This is a genomic window from Candidatus Allofournierella merdavium (assembly GCF_944382735.1).
GTDB classification, from domain to species: domain Bacteria; phylum Bacillota; class Clostridia; order Oscillospirales; family Ruminococcaceae; genus Allofournierella_A; species Allofournierella_A merdavium.
This window is the reverse complement of sequence record NZ_CALWND010000003.1, coordinates 44,594-61,258: the sequence shown is the minus strand read 5'-3', so window position 1 is coordinate 61,258 and position 16,665 is coordinate 44,594. Positions and strand designations below refer to the sequence as shown.

The following is a 16,665-nucleotide window of genomic DNA, read 5'->3' as shown; positions in this document are numbered from 1 at the left end:
TAAAGTATACCATAAACAGTGCTTTGGTACAAGGCGGGAAAACGACAAAAATCCCGGCCTCCGCAGGAGGCCGGGAAGGGTGCGGCGGAAAAGCGCGGCGCCCTGGGGCGGGGAGCCGGGCGGGCAGGAACAGGGCGGCCGGCCGCCGGGTAAAAGGCCGGTTTCAGCCCCTGCCCCGGCCGCCGGGCCGCGTTTCGGGCCTGGTCGGGGCCGCCTTGGGGCCGGTGAGCTCCTCAAAGCGGCGCTCGCGGCCGTAGACGGGCCGGTAGGGGTTATCCAGCTGGGCGCTCAGGGGGCGGGGCCGCTCTTTGCCGGCCCGGCGCAGGAAGGCCGGCAGTTTCATGACGGCGTCTCCTGTTCCAGTTCCGCCTCCCGCCGGCGGCGGAACTGCTCCTCCAGGCCGAACACCCGGTCCATGATGCGCCAGGCGATCTGCTGGCAGAACAGCGCCACCGGCACAAAGCCCAGCACCGCCAGCAGCACCACCGACAGGGGGAACAGCAGCAGCATGGCCACCCAGTAGGCCGCCTGCACCAGCGCCATCAGCAGCGCCCAGGGCGCGTTGCTCAGCGCCAGGAACAGGCTGTTCTTCAGCAGGGTGGCAAAATTCATCTCCATCAGCACCAGCTGGCCGAACACGAAGGGCAGGCACATGCCGGTGAGCAGCAGGTTCAGCGTCAGCATGGCCGTGGAGAGCAGATCCGCCCGGATCGTGCCCATCAGCAAAAAGCAGATCAGAAAGGCCTGGCCGGCGGTGAGGAAGCCCAGCAGCGCACCGGGAGCCAGGGCGGCCCGCCAGTTGTTTTTGAAGGCGCGCTTGTAAACGTGCCACCAGTAGCCCGGTTCGTCCCGCAGCGCGCGCAGCACCGTGTCGTGCAGCCCCGCCAGGGCGGGGCCGGCGATGGCGCCCCCCACCAGGCCCCCCGCCAGGGCGAAGAGCAGGCTGCCGGTGAGCAGGCCGACGCCGGTGAGCAGCCCCCAGGGAATGTAGCCCAGCAGGCACAGCAGGCTGGCCTTCCAGAAGCTGCCCCAGTCCCGCCCCAGCACCTCAAAGTAGCGGGCAGCGCCTTTTTTGCGGGGGGCGTCCTTGGAGACGCCCGGGCCCGGCCGGTCAAAGTTGCGGTTGAAGATCCCCATTGGGTCAATCCCCCTTTGCGCGGCCCGTCGGCCGCTTTTTTGTGATGCGCCGCGTCACTGCGGCAGGGCCCCGGCGATGAGCTGTTCGTAGAGGGCCTGGTTCTCCGCCGGGTATTCCGCCAGCGTCTGCCCCTCCACAAAGCCCCGGTGGGCCAGGAAGAAATCGTTCAGGTAGGCCCGCGTCTCCTCGCTCAGGGGCAGCCCCGCCAGCGCCGGGCAGCCCGCGAAGGCGTAGAGTTCCACCCCGGCAAGGCCCGCGCCCTCTTCGGGCAGGCTGCCGTCCGCGGCCGCCAGCAGGCCGAAGGATGCCTGGAGGTCCTCCGGGTCGTCGGTGAGGAAGATGAGGCTGGAGCGGGCGGTCACGTCGCCGGTGAGGGTGGTGAGCCCCGCCATCTGGGTGTAGGCGTCGGGCGCCAGGGCGCTGCCGGACGCGGACGCCGACCCGGATGCGGGCGCGCTGCCCGCCTCCGCCATCCCGCCCAGCGCCAGCTGATAGCCGGTCACCTGCACCACTGTTTTGCCGTCGCCGTTCAGGTCCTGGCCGAAGGCGGCCAGGGCGTCCCCCAGTTCGGTGGTCACCGAGTCCGGGACATAGCGGCTGGTGACCAGGGCGATCTGGTAGTCCGGCAGGGTGCGGCCCAGCATGTCCGCCGCCAGCCAGACCAGAATGACCAGCACGGCGGCGGCCAGGGCCACATGCACCCGGTGGTACCACCACCAGTTGGCCAGCTTCTCCTTGCGGGTCAGCTGCCGGGGCTGGTCGGGCTTCAGGTCCTCGGGTTTGATGTTCAGGGTGTAGCGGGCGCTTGCCATGGGGCGTACCTCCCAAAAAACGAAACAGCGAAACAGCCCGCCTCAGCGGTTGCCGCTGTGATCGGGCAGATGCCGGGCGATGATGTCCGCGGTGCGCTGGGGCAGCGCGCGGATCTCCTCTTTGGTGAGCCCCTCGGTCTCGATGGGCTCCAGCACCCGGATGGTCACATGGGCCGGGTGCATGAACATATGGTGGTTCTCCATGATGTCCCGGCTGCCGGTGATGGCCACCGGCACCACGGGAGCCTTGGCCTTGGTGGCGATGCGGAAGGCGCCGCTCTTGAACTCCAAAAGGCTCCCCTCCGGCCCCTTGTTGCGGGTGCCCTCGGGGAAGATGGTCAGGGAGTAGCCCTTTTTCACAAGATCGATGGCCTCGTTCAGCGCGGCCATGGCCTTGCGGGGGTCCTCACGGTCGAGAAAGACGCAGTGCAAAAGGCGCATCCAGCCCCGCACCAGGGGCAGTTTGTCCACCTCTTTTTTGGCCACGAGGCCGTGGGGGGCGTCCAGCCGGGTGAGGGCCAGGGGGATGTCGTAGTAGCTGCGGTGGTTGGCGGCAAAGACGCAGGGGCGGCCTTTGGGAATGTTCTCCAGCCCCTCCACCGTCACCGTCACGCCGGCCAGCCGCAAAAGATGGTTGGCCCAGTGGGGCACATGCTCGGCGGCCAGCGCGTCGGAGGTGGCCCAGTCGCCCGCCTTCAGCGCCCTGAGGCCCCGGCGCAGATCGCCCAGATGGAGCAACATATAGCCCCAGAAATAGATGAACCAGACCAGCGTGCGCATAAAAAAGCCTCCGAAGGGTGCGAATTCGACCGCGAAATGCCGTTGCAAACTATTTTACCATGGAATTGTGAAAATAGAAAGACAAAAAAACGCCCCGACCGCCGCTGCCCCGCCGCCAAAGGAACAAAAAAAGCGCCCCGGCCGCGGGCCGGGGCGGGGAGAAGCGCACGAAAAAGGTCAGCGGCCCTGCCGCTGGTAGAGTTCGGCGAGGGCGCGGATGCGCTTTGCCAGGGCGGGGCTCGCCGCCCCGGGGGCCATCCGCCACTGCCAGTTGCCCTCGGCTTTGCTGGGGGTGTTCATCCGGGCGAAGGCGGGCAGGGCCAGCCAGTCCTGCATGGGGATGATGGCGGTGTCGCTCACGCTGGCGTAGGCGGTGCGGATGAAGGCGTCCACCAGCGCTTCGTCCCTGCCGCAGGCCATGTAGGCCCGGGCCAGCGCCACGTCCTCCGGCGCGGCGTCGCCCTCCCAGGCGGCGGTGGTGGTGTTGTCGTGGGTGCCGGTGTACACCACCGAGTTCGGGGTGTAGTTGTGGGGCATGTAGTCCCCGGCCTCCCGGCGGTCGAAGGCGAATTGCAGCACCTTCATGCCCGGGTAGCCGCTGCCCGCCAGCAGCGCCTTCACCTCCGGGGTGAGGTAGCCCAGATCCTCGGCGATGATGCGGGCCGCGGGCAGCCGGCTGTGCAGCGCGTCCATCAGGGCCATGCCCGGCCCCTTGCGCCAGACGCCGTTTTTGGCGGTGGTGTCGCCCGCGGGGATGGCAAAGTAACTCTCAAAGCCCCGGAAGTGGTCGATGCGCACCACGTCGTACACCGTGCAGGCATAGGCCATCCGCCGCACCCACCAGGCGTAGCCGGTGGCGTGGTGGTAGTCCCAGTCGTAAAGGGGGTTGCCCCACAGCTGGCCGTCGGCGGCAAAGGCGTCCGGCGGGCAGCCCGCCACCGCGGACATCCGCCGGTCGGCCGTCAGCTGGAACAGCTGTGGCCCGGCCCAGACGTCCGACGAGTCGGGGGAGACGTAGATGGGGATGTCGCCGATGATGGCCACGCCCTTTTCATTGGCGTAGGCCTTGAGGGCGGTCCACTGCCGGTGGAAGAGGTACTGCACGCCCTTCCAGTAACGCACCTGCCCCGCCAGCCGCTCGGCGGCCCGCCGCAGGGCCGAAGGCTCCCGCAGGCGCACCGGGTCGGGCCAGTCCAGCCAGCTTTTCTGGCCGTTTTCACCCTTCAGCGCCATGAAGAGAGCATAGTCCTCCAGCCAGAAGGCATTTTGCTCGCAGAAGGCCGCCAGCCCCTCGTCCTCCGGGTCCAGCCGGTCCACCGCCCGCTTGAGCAGGGCGTGGCGGCCCCGGTAGAGCGCGCCGTAGTCCACCCTGCTTTCGTCCTCGCCCCAGGCAAAGACGTCCGCCTCGCCGGGGGCCAGCAGGCCGTCCGCTTCCAGCAGGGCGGGGTCGATGAAGTAGGGGTTGGCCGCGAAGGCGGAAAAGCTCTGGTAGGGGCTGTCGCCGTAGCCGGTGGGGCCGATGGGCAGGATCTGCCAGCAGCTCTGGCCGGCGGCCTGCAGAAAGTCCACAAAATGCCGCGCCTCTTTGCCCAGCGTGCCGATGCCGAAGGGGCCCGGCAGGCTGGACAGGGGCAGCAGGATGCCCGCCGCTCTCATCCCTTCACCGCGCCGGCCACGACGCCCTCGATGATGTACTTCTGGCAGGCCAGGTAGAACACGATCACCGGCAGGATGGTGAGCAGGATGCAGGCCATCATGGGGCCCATCTCCACCCGGCCGTAGCTGCCGCGGAAGTACTGGATGAGCATGGAGATGGTGCGGTACTTGCGGATGTCCAGCACCAGGGTGGGCAGCAGGTAGTCGTTCCACACCCACATGGCCTGGAGGATGGCCACCGAGATCAGGGTGGGCTTGAGGATGGGCAGCACCACCAGGCCGTAGGTCTGCAGCGGGTTGCAGCCGTCGATGGTGGCGGCCTCCTCGATCTCCAGCGGGATGCTCTTCACAAAGCCGCAGAACATGAACACCGCCAGCCCCGCGCCGAAGCCCAGGTAGATGATGCAGATGTTGTAGGGGGTGTTCAGCTTGAGGCTGTCGGCGGTCTGGGCCAGGGTGAACATCACCATCTGGAAGGGCACCACCATGCTGAACACGCACAGGTAGTAGATGGCCTTGGAGACCGGCCCGTGCACCCGGGTGATGTACCAGGCGCACATGGAGCAGCACAGAAGGATCAGCGCCACCGAGGAGACGGTGATGAACAGGGTGTAGAAAAAGCTCTGCAAAAAGCCTTGGCTCACCACGGCGGCCACGAAGTTGGCGGCGCCGGCAAAGGTGTCGGCGGTGGGCAGCTGGAACACGGTGCTGGTGCTGATGGCGGTCTCCATCTTGAAGGAGTTGATCAGGATCATGAACACCGGGTAGACGTACAGCACCGCCAGCACGGCGAACACCAGGGTAAACGCCATGTTGAGGGAGTTTTTGGCTTTCAGGCTGTTCATTGCTGCACCTCCTTGGAGCGGGTGGCCTTCAGCTGCACCAGCGCGATGACCACCACCACGATGAAGAACACCACGGCCTTGGCCTGGCCGATGCCCTTCCACTGGGGCCCGGAGCGGGCGTAGAAGGTGTTGTAGATGTTCAGCGCCAGCATCTCGGTGGCGTGGTTGGGCTCGCCGCCGGTGAGGGACAGGTTCTGGTCAAACAGCTTGAAGCTGTTGGTGAGGGTGAGGAACAGGCAGATGGTGATGCTGCTCATCACCATGGGCAGCTTGATCTTCACCAGGGCCTGCCAGCTGTTCGCCCCGTCGATGGCGGCGGCCTCCAAAAGGTCCGGCGAGATGTTTTGCAGCCCGGCGATGTAGATGATCATCATGTAGCCCACCTGCTGCCAGGCCATCAGGATGATGAGGCCCCAGTAGCCGGCGGAGGTGTTCAGCCCCAGCAGGGGCTTTTCCACGATGCTGAGCACGCAGTTGATGAGGATCTGCCAGATGTAGCCCAGCACGATGCCGCCGATGAGGTTGGGCATGAAGAACACCGTGCGGAAGAGGTTGGTGCCCTTGATGCCCCTGGTGAGCACCAGGGCCACCGCGAAGGCCAGCAGGTTGATGGACAGGGTGCTCACCACCGTGAAGGCCACCGTGAACCAGAACGAGTGCAGGAACGTCTCGTCCGAGAGGGCGGTCACATAGTTGGAGAGGCCCACCCACTTGGCGTTGTTGACGGTGGTGAACTTGCAGAAGGACAGATAGATGCCCTCCGCGAAGGGAACGATAAACCCGATGGTGAAGGCCGCCAGCGTGGGCAGCACAAACAGCGGGAAGTATTTTCTCAGGGTCTTTTCCATGCCGCGAAACTCCCTCCTTCCAGGGTGCGGACCGGAAAAATGGGGGAGCGAGAGGCTCCCCCATTTTCAGGTCGGTCAGGCCGTTCAGCCGTTGGCCAGCTGATACTCGGTGGCCCAGTTGTCCACGAAGGCGGAGACCACGTCGTCCCAGCTGCCGGTGCCGGCGGCGTAGGCGGTGAGGGCGGTGCCCAGCATGTTCTTCCACTCCTCAGAGGGCATGGTGGTGAAGTTCCAGGACACAGGGGTCTTGCCCGCAGCGGTCATGGCGGCGTCTTCCTTCACAAACAGGTTGGGAGACTCCTGCGCGGCCTTGAAGGGGATGACGAAGCCCATGTCGTTGGCCATGGCGGTGGTGCCTTCCTCGCTGGTGACACACCAGTTCATGAAGTCCAGGGTGGCCTGGATGTCCTCTTCAGGAGCCATGTTGTTCACGCACCAGTAGTTCTCGGTGCCGGTGCACAGGCCCTGGTTGGCCTCGTCGCCCACGCCGATGTAGATGGGGATCATGGCCAGCTGGTCGTCGGTGTACTTGCCTTCGCCGGTCACGTTGCCGTACTCCCAGGAGCCGTTCTGATAGAACACGGCCTCGCCGGCCAGGAACTCGTTCAGGCTGTCGTCCGCGGTCTTGGCGGCCAGTTCAGTGGGGGCGCAGGTGGAGTTGTTGATGTACAGGTCCCAGATGTTCTTGTAGTTGTCCAGGTAGGTGCCCTTGATGGCGTCAGTGCTGGTGATGCCCTCGTCCTTGTACTCGAAGTAGATGGGCAGGTTGGCCAGATGGGTCTTGAAGCGCCAGTCGGAGGAGGAGTCCATGCCGGCGGAGGTGAAGGCGGCAAAGCCCAGTTCGTCCTTGCGGGCGGTGATGTCCTCGGCGACCTTCTTCAGGTCGTCAAAGCTCTGGATGTCCTCCACGGTGTAGCCGGCCTGGCCCAGCAGTTCGGTGTTGGTGATCAGGCCGTAGCTCTCGATGACGTAGCCGATGCCGTAGACCACGTCGCCCTCCTTCAGGGCGTAGTCCTCGCTGGTCAGCTGGCCGTAGATGTCGCTGCCGGCCAGGTCATAGCAGTAGTCCTTCCAGTTGGCCAGGCCCACGGGACCGTTCACCTGGAACAGGGTGGGCGCCTCGGACTTGCCCATCTCGGCCATCAGGGTGGTCTCGTAGGTGCCGGAGGCGGCGGTGACCACGGTCACGGGCACGCCGGTCTGCTCGGTGTACAGGGCCGCCAGGTCCTGCCACTGCTGATCCTGCTCGGGCTTGAAGTTCAGGTAGTAGACCTTGCCGGCCGCGGCGGGAGTGCTGCCCGCGGCGGAGGCGGGGGTGCTGCCGGAGGCGGGGGTGCTGCTGGGGGTGCTGCCGCAGGCGGCCAGGCTCAGGGCCATGGCGGCGGCCAGCACGAGTGCAAGTGCCTTTTTCATATGTGTTCTCCTTTTTTCTTGTGCCCCTTGCGAGGACGGTCAAAAAACAAAAGCGGACTTTCCGCTTCGCTTACGTTGTTATGCCGCGCACCGAACCTCCCGGCGCGGGGGCGGCCTGCAGCAGCACGGTGGCGGCGGGTTTGCGCCGTTCCACGCACTGCAAAAGCAGCCGCACGCTGGTGCGGGCGATCTCGGCCGCCGGCTGGCGCATGGTGGCCAGCTGAGGGTTGTAAAAGCGGGCCATGGGGATGCCGTCGAAGCCCAGCAGCGAGATGTCGCCGGGGATGGCAAGCCCCGCGTCCAGAATGGCCCGGGCCGCGCCGATGGCGGTGACGTCGCTCATGGCGAACACCGCCGTCACCCGGTCGCCCGTTTCCAGAAACGCCTTCATGGCGGCGTAGCCGCCGTCCATGCTGAACTCGGTCTGCACAAAGCGGGCCGGGTCGAAGGGGATGCCGTGAGCAGCCAGGCCCTGCCGCACCCCTTCCAGCCGCATCTTGCCGGGGCTGGAGCGCTCGGGGTCGGTGCCCAGCACCAGAATGTCCCGGTGGCCCCGCGCGGCCAGGTAATCGATGGCCGCCGCGCCGGCGGCCCGGTCGTCCACCCCCACCATGGAGAGGTTGGGGAAGTGGAGTTCGTCGCTCACGGTGGTGGCCAGCACACAGGGCAGGTCGATGTTCGAAAAGCCCGCCTGGAAGTTGCGGCTGTCGCCCCCCAGAAAGATGATGCCCCGGGGCTTGAGCTCCCGGCACACCCGCTGGGCGGCGGCCACCTCGTCGGCGGTCTCGCCCACATACTCCACCACGCCTTCGTAGCCCGCTTCGCCCACCAGCCGCTGCAGTTCCACCAGCATGCCCGCGAAGAACAGGTTGGAGGTGCCGCGCACGATGAAAGCCACGCTCTTGGCCTGCTGGCGCTTGAGCTGCCGGGCGTTGGAGTTGGGCACGAATCCCTTTTCCGCCACGATGGCGGCGATGCGGCGCTTGGCCTCCTCGCTCACGTCCGGGTGGTCGTTCAGCGCCCGGGAGACGGTGCTGATGGCGTAGCCGCTTTCCCGGGCAATGTCCTTGATGGTCAAATCGGCTGCGCCTCGCTTCCCCCGGCGGTATGTACAGTGAAAAAACGTTGCCGGAAACGTTCCCAAGCAAGTTCATTATAGCCTGCGCCGCCGCCGATTGCAAGGGTTTCAGGGCGTTTTCATCAGTATGCAAGTTTACGATGAAAAAATATTGTGCAAAGTGACGCAAAAAGGGCGGGAAGGCTGTCATATCGCTGTAACCATTGGGGGAAAAGGCCATGGCGCGGCCCAAAGGCCGCGGAAAAAACGCCGCCGGGGTCAAAAAAGCCCCCCGCGGCGGGAGCGGAGCGGCCCGGGCGCGGGGAGCAGGCGGCGCAAGAGGGGTCAACTCCGTTTGCCCCTGCGGCGGCAAAGCAGGAAGACCAGGCCGGCCAGCGCGCCCAGGCCCAGGGCGGCCAGGGCCGGGGCGGGCCGGGGGACGGGCTGGCCGCCGGCGGGCCGGGCCGGCAGGGCGGGCGTTTCAGGGCTGCCGGCCGCCGCGCCCAGTTCGCCGCAGGCGATCACATAGTGGGAGAAGTGGGGGGTGGTGAAGGTCACCTGCCGGGCCTCCTCGTCGTAGCGGCGTTCACAGCGGGTGGCGGCGCCGTCCTCCGCCAGGTGCCACACGGCCACCTCCCCGGCGCTGCGGCCCTCCTCCAGGATGTAGGGCAGCGTCACCGAGACGCTGCCGCCGGCGAAGTGGGAGATGGTCTCGCCGCCGCTGTGGAGGGTGAGTTCGTACACCGGCATGCCGCCCGCCGCGGCGGCCTGGGCGCCGGGCAGTTCCTCCGCCGCCCGGCAGGCCACCCGCAGCACCAGCCCCTCCCCGGCCTGTTCCACAACGGCGGAGAGGGCGGCGGGGTCAAAGGTGATCCGGGCCAGGTCGGCGTCCAGGGTGAGCACCCCGCCCTCCGCCTGGGCCAGGGGGGCCAGGGCCGCCGCCGGCAGGCTGATCTCCAGGGCCCGGGCACTGGCCTGGGTCTGCAGCTGCACCGTCACGGCGGGGGTGCCGCCGCCTCCAGCGCCTGCCGCACGGTGTCCGCCAGATGGCTCTCCTCCAGGGCGGCTGTGGCGGTCTCCTCGGTCACCGACGTCTCCACCGGGGTGGTCACATGGACGGGCGGCGCCGGGTCAGCGGTGGGTACGGGGGTGGCCGGGGGCGTGCTCTCCGCCGGAAGGAAGACGCCGTTGCCCAGGTCCAGCAGGCCGGCCTGCCCGGCGCCGGTCACGGCGGCGCTGCCACCCTCCGCCCAGATCGCCGCCAGGCCGGTGACGTCCCGCTGCGCCAGCGTCAGGGCGTTGCCCGGCGCAAAGGCCAGGGTGGCCCCGGCCTTGTCCACGTTCACGCCGTACCAGGAGCGGGGGCCCGCCGGCGGTTTCGGGCGCCGCCCCTCCGTCCTCGTCCGGGGCGGGCCGGGCTTCCTCGTCCGGGCGTTCGTCCGGGCCGGGCTGCGGGTCGTCCCGCTCCAGGCTGTGAGCGGCGGCCTCCGCCGGCACGGCGGGCGGGGCCTCTTCCAGCGCCGCCGCGGGCAGGGCGCCGAGGGCCAGCGTCAGCGCCAGAAGCAGGGCGGTGAGTCTTTTTTTCATGGGTCCCTCCTGTGGGTCCGGGGCGAAAACAGGCGCTTCGCCCCCCCTTGTGTTGTACGCAAACAGTATACAGGCACCCGGGCGTTTTGCAACAAACAACCAAAAAAAGGGAGGAACGGGGGAAAAAATACGGCGGTCAGTCTGGGCAAACCGGACAGACGAGGCGTATAATCGTATCAGGAAGAGACCCCTCACAGGGCAAAATGGAAGGAGAAGAGGAAAAACCATGAAAAAGATGCTGCTTGCCCTCTGCGCGCTGGCGGCCGCCCTCTCGCTGGCGGCCTGCGGCGGTGCGCCCGCGTCCGGCCAGGCGCCGGCGTCCCCGCCCGCTTCCGGGCCGGCCTCCGGGTCGGCCTCTGAACCGGCCTCCGGGGCGGCCTCGGAGGAGGCGGCGGACTACACCGCCTACACCCTGCAGTTCGACGTGCCCCCGGACTTTGCCCAGATGGAGGAGCCCCCCGAGGGGGTGAGCGCCATGTTCCAGACGGCGGACGGCTCCAGCATCAACCTGGTGATCTATGACAACGACGGGTCCCTGGCCTCCGACGTCACCCAGGACGCCATTGTGTCCCTGCTGGAGGGGAGCCTGGAGCAGATGGGCGTGGAGGCCCAGGTGCTGGACCCGGTGTTTGAGACCGGCAAGCTGGGCGGCGTGTGCCCCTACTATCGGATCGACTACACCGTTGTGATGGGCGATGTGGTGATGGGGCAGACGATGCTGGGCATCAATGCCGACCGGGCCTACACCTTCACCTACACCGACATGACCGGCGACTGGGGCCAGATCTTCGCGGATGCCGTGGCATCCATCACCCCGGTGGCCCAGTAAAAAACGAAACAAGCGGCGGCCTCGCGCACTGCGAGGCCGCCGCTCTTTGTCATTTTGTCCGCTTTGGCTCAGAAGCCGCCGGCGGTGCGGGGGTAGGGGATGACGTCCCGGATGTTGGGGATGCCGGTGAGGTACATGATGAGCCGCTCGAACCCCAGGCCGTAGCCCGCATGCTGCACGCTGCCGTAGCGGCGCAGGTCCAGATACTGCTGGTAGTCGGCCATGCTCATGCCCAGCTTTTCCATCTTGGCCAGCAGCAGGTCCAGCCGCTCCTCACGCTGGCTGCCGCCGATCAGCTCGCCCACGCCGGGCACCAGCATGTCGGCGGCGGCCACGGTGCGCCCGTCGTCGTTGGCCCGCATATAAAAACTCTTGATGGCGGCGGGGTAGTCGGTCACGAACACCGGCTTGCGGTACACCTGTTCGGTGAGGAACCGCTCGTGCTCGGTCTGCAGGTCGGTGCCCCACTCCACCTTGTACTGGAATTTGTCGTTGTTCTTCTCCAGGATCTTTACCGCCTCGGTGTAGCTTACCCGGGCAAAGTCGGCGTTCACCAGGGCGGTGAGCCGCTCCACCAGGCCCTTGTCGAAGAACTGGTTGAAGAAGACCAGCTCGTCCGGGCACTGCTCCAGCACATAGCCGATCACATATTTCACCATGGCCTCGGCGTTGTCCATGTAATCGGACAGGTCGGCAAAGGCCATCTCCGGCTCGATCATCCAGAACTCGGCGGCGTGGCGGGGGGTGTTGGAGTTCTCCGCCCGGAAGGTGGGCCCGAAGGTGTAGATGTTGCCGAAGGCCATGGCCATCGCCTCGCCCTCCAGCTGGCCGCTCACCGTCAGGTGGGTGGAGCGGCCGAAGAAGTCGCGGCCAAAGTCCACCGCGCCCTCCTCGGTGCGGGGCACATCGTTCAGGTCCAGGGTGGTGACCCGGAACATCTCGCCCGCGCCCTCGCAGTCGGAGCCGGTGATGAGGGGGGTGTGCACATAGACGAAGCCCCGCTCCTGGAAGAAGCGGTGGATGGCATAGGCGGCGGTGCTGCGCACCCGGAAGGCCGCCGCGAAGGTGTTGGTGCGGGGGCGCAGGTGGGGCATGGTGCGCAGGAATTCCACGCTGTGCCGCTTTTTCTGCAGCGGATACTCCGGCGGGCAGCCGCCCAGCAGTTCCACGCTGTCGGCGTTCACCTCCAGGGGCTGCTTGGCGCCGGGGGTCAGCACCACCCGGCCCTTCACCCGCATGCTGGTGCCCACGCCGGCCTTGGCCACCTCCTTGTAGTTTTCCAGCTTGCCGGCCTCGAACACCACCTGCAGGTTCTTGAAGGCGGAGCCGTCGCTCAGCTCGATGAAGCCGATGTTCTTGGAGTCGCGCACGGTCCTGGCCCAGCCGCAGACGGTCACTTCGGCGCCGTCGGCGGGGGGGCAGGAAAACAGGTCTTTGATGATGATGCGTTCCATTGTTCCTTATCTCCTTTACAAAGCGGTTTTTGCCCTTTGCTCACGGTGAAAGAGCAAAAAAAGACCGGCAGCCGGAATCGTCCCTTCCATTAGGACGAATCGCTGCCGGATCCGCGGTGCCACCTAACTTGCCGTTCGCACGGCCCCTTTTCCGCTCATACAAGCGTCGCGGCTTAACGCGCCGCCCACGACACGCCCTACTGCCGCCGGGGCGGGTTCGGGGGTGCAGCTCCAAAGTGTTCCTTCCGCCGGGCGCCGGGCGGGGCTCGCACCGCTCCCCGCTCGCTGGGCCGCCGCTGGCCGGCGTACTGCTCTTTTTCACAGCTGTTGGTGCCAGTTTACCCCTTTCGCCGGCCCTTGTCAAGGCCGTTTCGCCGCATTTTTTCGCCGCAGCGGCGGTATGCTATCAGCAGAAGGGGGGGCGGCGGCATGAAAAGGGGGACGCGGCGGGCCCTGGCGGCCCTGGCGCTGGCGGCAGCGGCGGCGGTGGAGGCGGCGGTGTGGGTGTGCCGCGCGCCCCGCTTTGCCCACGCCTCGCCCGATTACCCCATGGTGGACCTGACGGGGGTGGTGGCGCGGGCCGAGGCGGGCCGGCCGGACTACCGGCTGCTCCTTGCCCAGACGGGCCTGGGCAAGGGGGCGGTGGACGCGCTGCTGGAAACGGGCCGGGGAGAGGAGCTGTTTGACTTTCAGGCCCGGTACTTCGCCCCCTGCCAATGGGAGACGGTGAAGGGGGTGGCCATTGTGCGCCTGGAGGTGAGCGGGAGCGAGCTGCGCTTCGCCCCGCTGGAAAAGGGGGACGTGCTGCTCACCCCCTCCAGCCGGTGCGGGGGCTGGCGCAACGGCCACGCGGCGCTGGTGGTGGACGTGGAGGAGGGGCTGGTGCTGGAGGCCTACAGCCTGGGCCAGCCCAGCCGGCTGAGCAGCCTTTCCACCTGGCAGGACAAGGCGGCCGTGGCGGTGCTGCGCCTTTCGGGGGTGAGCGCCGAGCGCCGGGCCGCCCTGGCGGACTGGGCGCGGCAAAACCTGCTGGACCTGCCCTACGGCCTTTTCTCGGGGCTGCCCTGGCTGGGGGAGACCGCCCGGCCCCCCGCCACCCAGTGCGCCCATCTGGTGTGGTGCGCCTTCGCCGCCTTCGGCTACGATATCGACGGGGGCGGCTGGCCGGTCACCCCCCGGGACATCTCCCTCTCGCCCCTTTTGGAGACGGTGCAGGTCTGGGGCCTGCCCCAGGGGGCGCGCTGGCCGTCGTGAGGGCTCACCCCGCGGCGGCCTTTTTGCGGGCGTGCAAAAATACCGGCAGGTAGCACAGCCCCACCAGCGCCACTGCCAGCAGGCAGATGACCGCCAGATACGCCAGCCACTGCCCCACGCTGGTCAGGGGGATGGGCAGGGGCGGCTTGTAGGTGAAGAAAAAGTTGGTGGCGTACTCCACGCTCACCAGTTCCCCGTCCTCGTAGGTGGCGGCGGCGAACATGGAATTGAGATACAGCGAGAGCAGCGCCAGCGCCCCCAGCAGCCCCAGGGTGGAAAAATAGTGCCGGGGCCGCAGTTCCACCTCGCCGCAGCAGGGGATATAAGCCCCCAGCACCACCAGCATGGAGTGGTAGAGGAAGAACTGGTAGGCGAGGGGATGGGCAAAGGCCTGGCTGGCCGGGAGGCTGGTGGAGAAGATGGAGGGCATGGCCAGAGCCAGCACCGCGCCGATGAGGCAGGTGGGATACATAAAGGCCAGCACGGCGGTGCGCCCGCGGCCGGGGCGGGCGAAGCGGGCGTAGAAGATCAGCAGGATCTGGATGCTGCACAAATGCAGCGGCAGGTGCTGCAACTCGATGTAGGGCAGCAGCATCGACCCGTCGGCGGAGGGCACCATCTCCACCACGCTGAGCGCCTTCACCAGCTCGGAGGCGACGCTCAGCGCGCAGCAGACGCTGAGCACCCGCTGCAGCGGCGGGCGGCGCCGGCGCAGAAGCCACAGCGCCCCGGCGATGAGGGCGGCCGAGACGCCCAGCCAGAGGAAATGATAGACGGTGAACATACGCTTTCGCTCCTTTCGGCCGGCGGGGCCGGCGGGGTACAGCTTGATTGTACTATACGCGGCCTTTCGCCACAATGAAGAACGGGGTGAAATTTTTATAAAAAGAAGAAAAGCGGGGCGGGACGGTTTCCATCGCGGGGGATTTATAGTAAAATGACACCAGACGATCCGCGCCGCGGCGCGATGGGAAAGGGACGTGTGCTTTTTTGAAGAGGAACGAGATCATCTGCCGGGCGGGCCGGCTGGCGGGGCCGGCGGCGCTGTGCGCGGGGGGCCTTGTGTGGCTGGCGGCGGTGCTGGCCGCGGGGGGCGGGCCGCTGGAGCTGGCGGCCTTTGCCGGGCTGTTTTTTGTAGCGATCCTGTGCGCGGGGCGCTTTCTCACGGGGCTGGCCGCCCCCGGCCTGGAGGGCGCGGCGCGGCTGGCGGCGGCCTTCTGCGCGGGCAGCGGCGTGCTGCTGGCGGCCTGGTGGCTGCTGGGCCGGTGGGGCGCCTGGGCGGCGCTTGCCCCCGGCCTCGCCCTGGGCGAAGCGGGGGCGGCCGAATGGCTGCGGGAAAAACCCCGTCTGCGCCCGGCGCTGCCCCGGGGCCCGGTGAGCCTGCTGCAGCTTTTCATGGGGATGTTTTTGTTCTTCCACGCCTTTTGGGGGGTGCTGCCCGCCGCCACCCCCGAGCGGCTGCGGGTGTGGACCTACAACCAGGACCTGCTCTGGAGCGTGGGCAACGCGGCGGCGGCCGCCTTCGGCGCGCCCTTCCAGGATATGCGCATGGCGGGCTACACCCTCCACTACCACTTCCTCAACGACCTTGCCGCCGGGCTGCTGGCCCGGGCCGCGGGGGCCGGCGCCTGGGAGGGGCTGGCCTTCTACTGGTACGCCCCGGTGGGCCTGCTGGCCCTGGGTGCGCTGTGGGCGCTGGCAAAGCGGCTGGGCGCGGGGGAGTGGCTGGCGGCCCTGGGCGCGGGGGCGGTGTTCTTTATGAACAGCCGCTTCAGTGAGCAGCCCTTCCACCTGTTCACCAACACCAACGGCATGGGCACGGCGCTGCTGGGGCTGTGCGGCGTGCTGCTGCTGGCCGACCGGGCGCTGGAGGAGGAAAAGCCGCCCCGGGCCCTCTGGCCCTGCTTCTTCGCGGTCTGCGCCGCCCTGTGCATGATCAAGAGCACCCTGGGGGCGCTGGCCCTCTGCGCCTTTGCCGCCGCCCTGGCCGTCTCGCTGGTCACCGGCCGCCTGCGGCCCCGGATGGCGGCGCTGGCCGCCCTCTGCGCGGGGGCCTTCGGGGCCTGCTGGGCGCTGGTGTTCCGGGGCGCGGTGAACAACCTGATGTTCAGCGGCGCCGCCCGACTGGGCGAACTGCCCGAGGCGCTGGTGAACGCCTCGCTGCTGGGCCTTGTGCTCTACCTCGCGTCGCTGCCCTGGAGCCTGGCCCGCCTGCGCCGGCTCACCTTCGCCCAGCTGTGCGTCAACGCCATCGCCGTGGGCGGGCCGGCGGCCTTCGCCCTCTACACCCACTATTCCTTCTCCCAGGTCTACTTTTTGCTGGCGGCCATCCCGATGTGGTGGCTGGCGGCCCTGCCCGCCCTGGCCGCCTGCGGCCGGTGGCTGGCGGCGCGCCGCGCCGCCCTGCGCCCGCTGGCCGCCGGGGCGCTGGCCGCGGCCTGCCTCGCGGCCTTCGGCTGGCAGCTCACCGACGTGGTGCCCGAGTGCCGGGAGGGGGTGCAGGCGGCGCTGCGCTGCGCGGGCTTGCGGGTGAGCGAGCCGGCGGAGGAGAGCGTGCTCGCCGGCGACTGGCAGGCCGCCCGCTGGCTGCGGGAGAACAGCGAGGCCGGCGACATCTTCGCCACCAACCGCAACAACAAGACCCTGGCCGGCGCGGACGGGGTGTTCCATTTCTACACCGCCGCCAGCCAGCGGCGCAGCTATCTGGAATCCTACCGCTACGCGCTGGACTACGACAACGCCTACGCCGAGACCCGCCGCCGGCTGGAAGAGGTGAGCGACGCCATCTTCTTCCGGCTGAGCGAGGAGGAGGCATTCCGGCTGGCCGCGCAGGAGGGCATCGACTGGCTGCTGGTGTCCACCCGGGTGGAGGGCTGGCCCCAGTGGCAGCGCACCCCGGACTTCGCCACCGACGCGGTGCGCCTCTACCGGGTGCCCGCGGCCTCTTGACCCGCGCCGCGCCATGGGGTAGAATATCCCCGCTGAGCCGCGC

The 16,665-nt window shown here is 67.8% G+C and carries 16 protein-coding genes; 3 read left to right on the top strand and 13 right to left on the bottom strand.

What is annotated here, in order from left to right; genetic code table 11:
• Positions 1–163: 163 nt before the first annotated feature.
• The 11 genes from ACH2A7_RS02790 to ACH2A7_RS02740 all read right to left on the bottom strand — a co-directional run bounded on the left by ACH2A7_RS02790 (position 164) and on the right by ACH2A7_RS02740 (position 9,895).
• Positions 164–343 carry a hypothetical protein gene (locus tag ACH2A7_RS02790; protein WP_394959856.1) on the bottom strand — a complete coding sequence of 60 codons (180 nt, stop codon included), beginning with the start codon at positions 341–343 and terminating at the stop codon, positions 164–166.
• Positions 340–1,137 carry a hypothetical protein gene (locus tag ACH2A7_RS02785; RefSeq protein WP_394959853.1) on the bottom strand — a complete coding sequence of 266 codons (798 nt, stop codon included), beginning with the start codon at positions 1,135–1,137 and terminating at the stop codon, positions 340–342. The genes ACH2A7_RS02790 and ACH2A7_RS02785 overlap by 4 nt, the downstream gene beginning before the upstream one ends.
• Positions 1,138–1,191: 54 nt before the next feature.
• Entirely contained in the window at positions 1,192–1,950 is a 759-nt protein-coding gene (locus tag ACH2A7_RS02780; RefSeq protein ID WP_394959852.1) for a hypothetical protein, read from the bottom strand.
• Between the two features lie 42 nt (positions 1,951–1,992).
• The gene (locus ACH2A7_RS02775) at positions 1,993–2,730 is read right to left on the bottom strand and encodes a lysophospholipid acyltransferase family protein (protein WP_394959850.1); all 738 of its coding nucleotides are present in this window, start codon (positions 2,728–2,730) and stop codon (positions 1,993–1,995) included.
• A 177-nt stretch (positions 2,731–2,907) separates the two neighbouring features.
• Positions 2,908–4,386 carry a 4-alpha-glucanotransferase gene (gene malQ, locus ACH2A7_RS02770; protein WP_394959848.1) on the bottom strand — a complete coding sequence of 493 codons (1,479 nt, stop codon included), beginning with the start codon at positions 4,384–4,386 and terminating at the stop codon, positions 2,908–2,910.
• Positions 4,383–5,231, bottom strand: a complete 849-nt coding sequence (locus tag ACH2A7_RS02765) for a carbohydrate ABC transporter permease (RefSeq protein WP_394959845.1) — start codon at positions 5,229–5,231, stop codon at positions 4,383–4,385. Before ACH2A7_RS02765 ends, malQ begins: the two co-directional genes overlap by 4 nt.
• Positions 5,228–6,079 (bottom strand): carbohydrate ABC transporter permease, encoded by an 852-nt coding sequence (locus ACH2A7_RS02760; protein WP_394959843.1) that lies wholly within the window; start codon positions 6,077–6,079, stop codon positions 5,228–5,230. Before ACH2A7_RS02760 ends, ACH2A7_RS02765 begins: the two co-directional genes overlap by 4 nt.
• Positions 6,080–6,163: 84 nt before the next feature.
• Complete coding sequence (locus ACH2A7_RS02755; protein WP_394959841.1) at positions 6,164–7,492, bottom strand: ABC transporter substrate-binding protein; 1,329 nt, start codon at positions 7,490–7,492, stop codon at positions 6,164–6,166.
• 70 nt (positions 7,493–7,562) lie between these two features.
• On the bottom strand, positions 7,563–8,570 hold the full coding sequence (locus tag ACH2A7_RS02750) for a LacI family DNA-binding transcriptional regulator (protein WP_394959839.1): 1,008 nt from the start codon (positions 8,568–8,570) through the stop codon (positions 7,563–7,565).
• Positions 8,571–8,894: 324 nt separating this feature from the next.
• On the bottom strand, positions 8,895–9,548 hold the full coding sequence (locus ACH2A7_RS02745; RefSeq protein ID WP_394959837.1) for a hypothetical protein: 654 nt from the start codon (positions 9,546–9,548) through the stop codon (positions 8,895–8,897).
• Positions 9,545–9,895 carry a hypothetical protein gene (locus ACH2A7_RS02740; RefSeq protein ID WP_394959835.1) on the bottom strand — a complete coding sequence of 117 codons (351 nt, stop codon included), beginning with the start codon at positions 9,893–9,895 and terminating at the stop codon, positions 9,545–9,547. Before ACH2A7_RS02740 ends, ACH2A7_RS02745 begins: the two co-directional genes overlap by 4 nt.
• Before the next feature lie 467 nt (positions 9,896–10,362).
• Here ACH2A7_RS02740 and ACH2A7_RS02735 point away from each other — a divergent pair, with 467 nt between their 5' ends.
• Positions 10,363–10,965 carry a hypothetical protein gene (locus ACH2A7_RS02735; RefSeq protein ID WP_394959833.1) on the top strand — a complete coding sequence of 201 codons (603 nt, stop codon included), beginning with the start codon at positions 10,363–10,365 and terminating at the stop codon, positions 10,963–10,965.
• A 68-nt stretch (positions 10,966–11,033) separates the two neighbouring features.
• Here ACH2A7_RS02735 and asnS read toward each other — a convergent pair whose 3' ends face one another.
• The gene (gene asnS, locus ACH2A7_RS02730) at positions 11,034–12,419 is read right to left on the bottom strand and encodes an asparagine--tRNA ligase (protein ID WP_394959831.1); all 1,386 of its coding nucleotides are present in this window, start codon (positions 12,417–12,419) and stop codon (positions 11,034–11,036) included.
• A 429-nt stretch (positions 12,420–12,848) separates the two neighbouring features.
• Here asnS and ACH2A7_RS02725 point away from each other — a divergent pair, with 429 nt between their 5' ends.
• Positions 12,849–13,673 (top strand): hypothetical protein, encoded by an 825-nt coding sequence (locus ACH2A7_RS02725; RefSeq protein ID WP_394959829.1) that lies wholly within the window; start codon positions 12,849–12,851, stop codon positions 13,671–13,673.
• Between the two features lie 4 nt (positions 13,674–13,677).
• On the opposite strand, the gene ACH2A7_RS02720 is transcribed toward ACH2A7_RS02725, so the two are convergent.
• On the bottom strand, positions 13,678–14,457 hold the full coding sequence (locus tag ACH2A7_RS02720) for a hypothetical protein (protein WP_394959827.1): 780 nt from the start codon (positions 14,455–14,457) through the stop codon (positions 13,678–13,680).
• 206 nt (positions 14,458–14,663) lie between these two features.
• On the opposite strand from ACH2A7_RS02720, the gene ACH2A7_RS02715 reads away from it, so the two are divergent.
• Positions 14,664–16,622, top strand: coding sequence for a hypothetical protein (locus tag ACH2A7_RS02715; RefSeq protein ID WP_394959825.1), 1,959 nt, complete (start codon positions 14,664–14,666; stop codon positions 16,620–16,622).
• Positions 16,623–16,665: the final 43 nt, after the last annotated feature.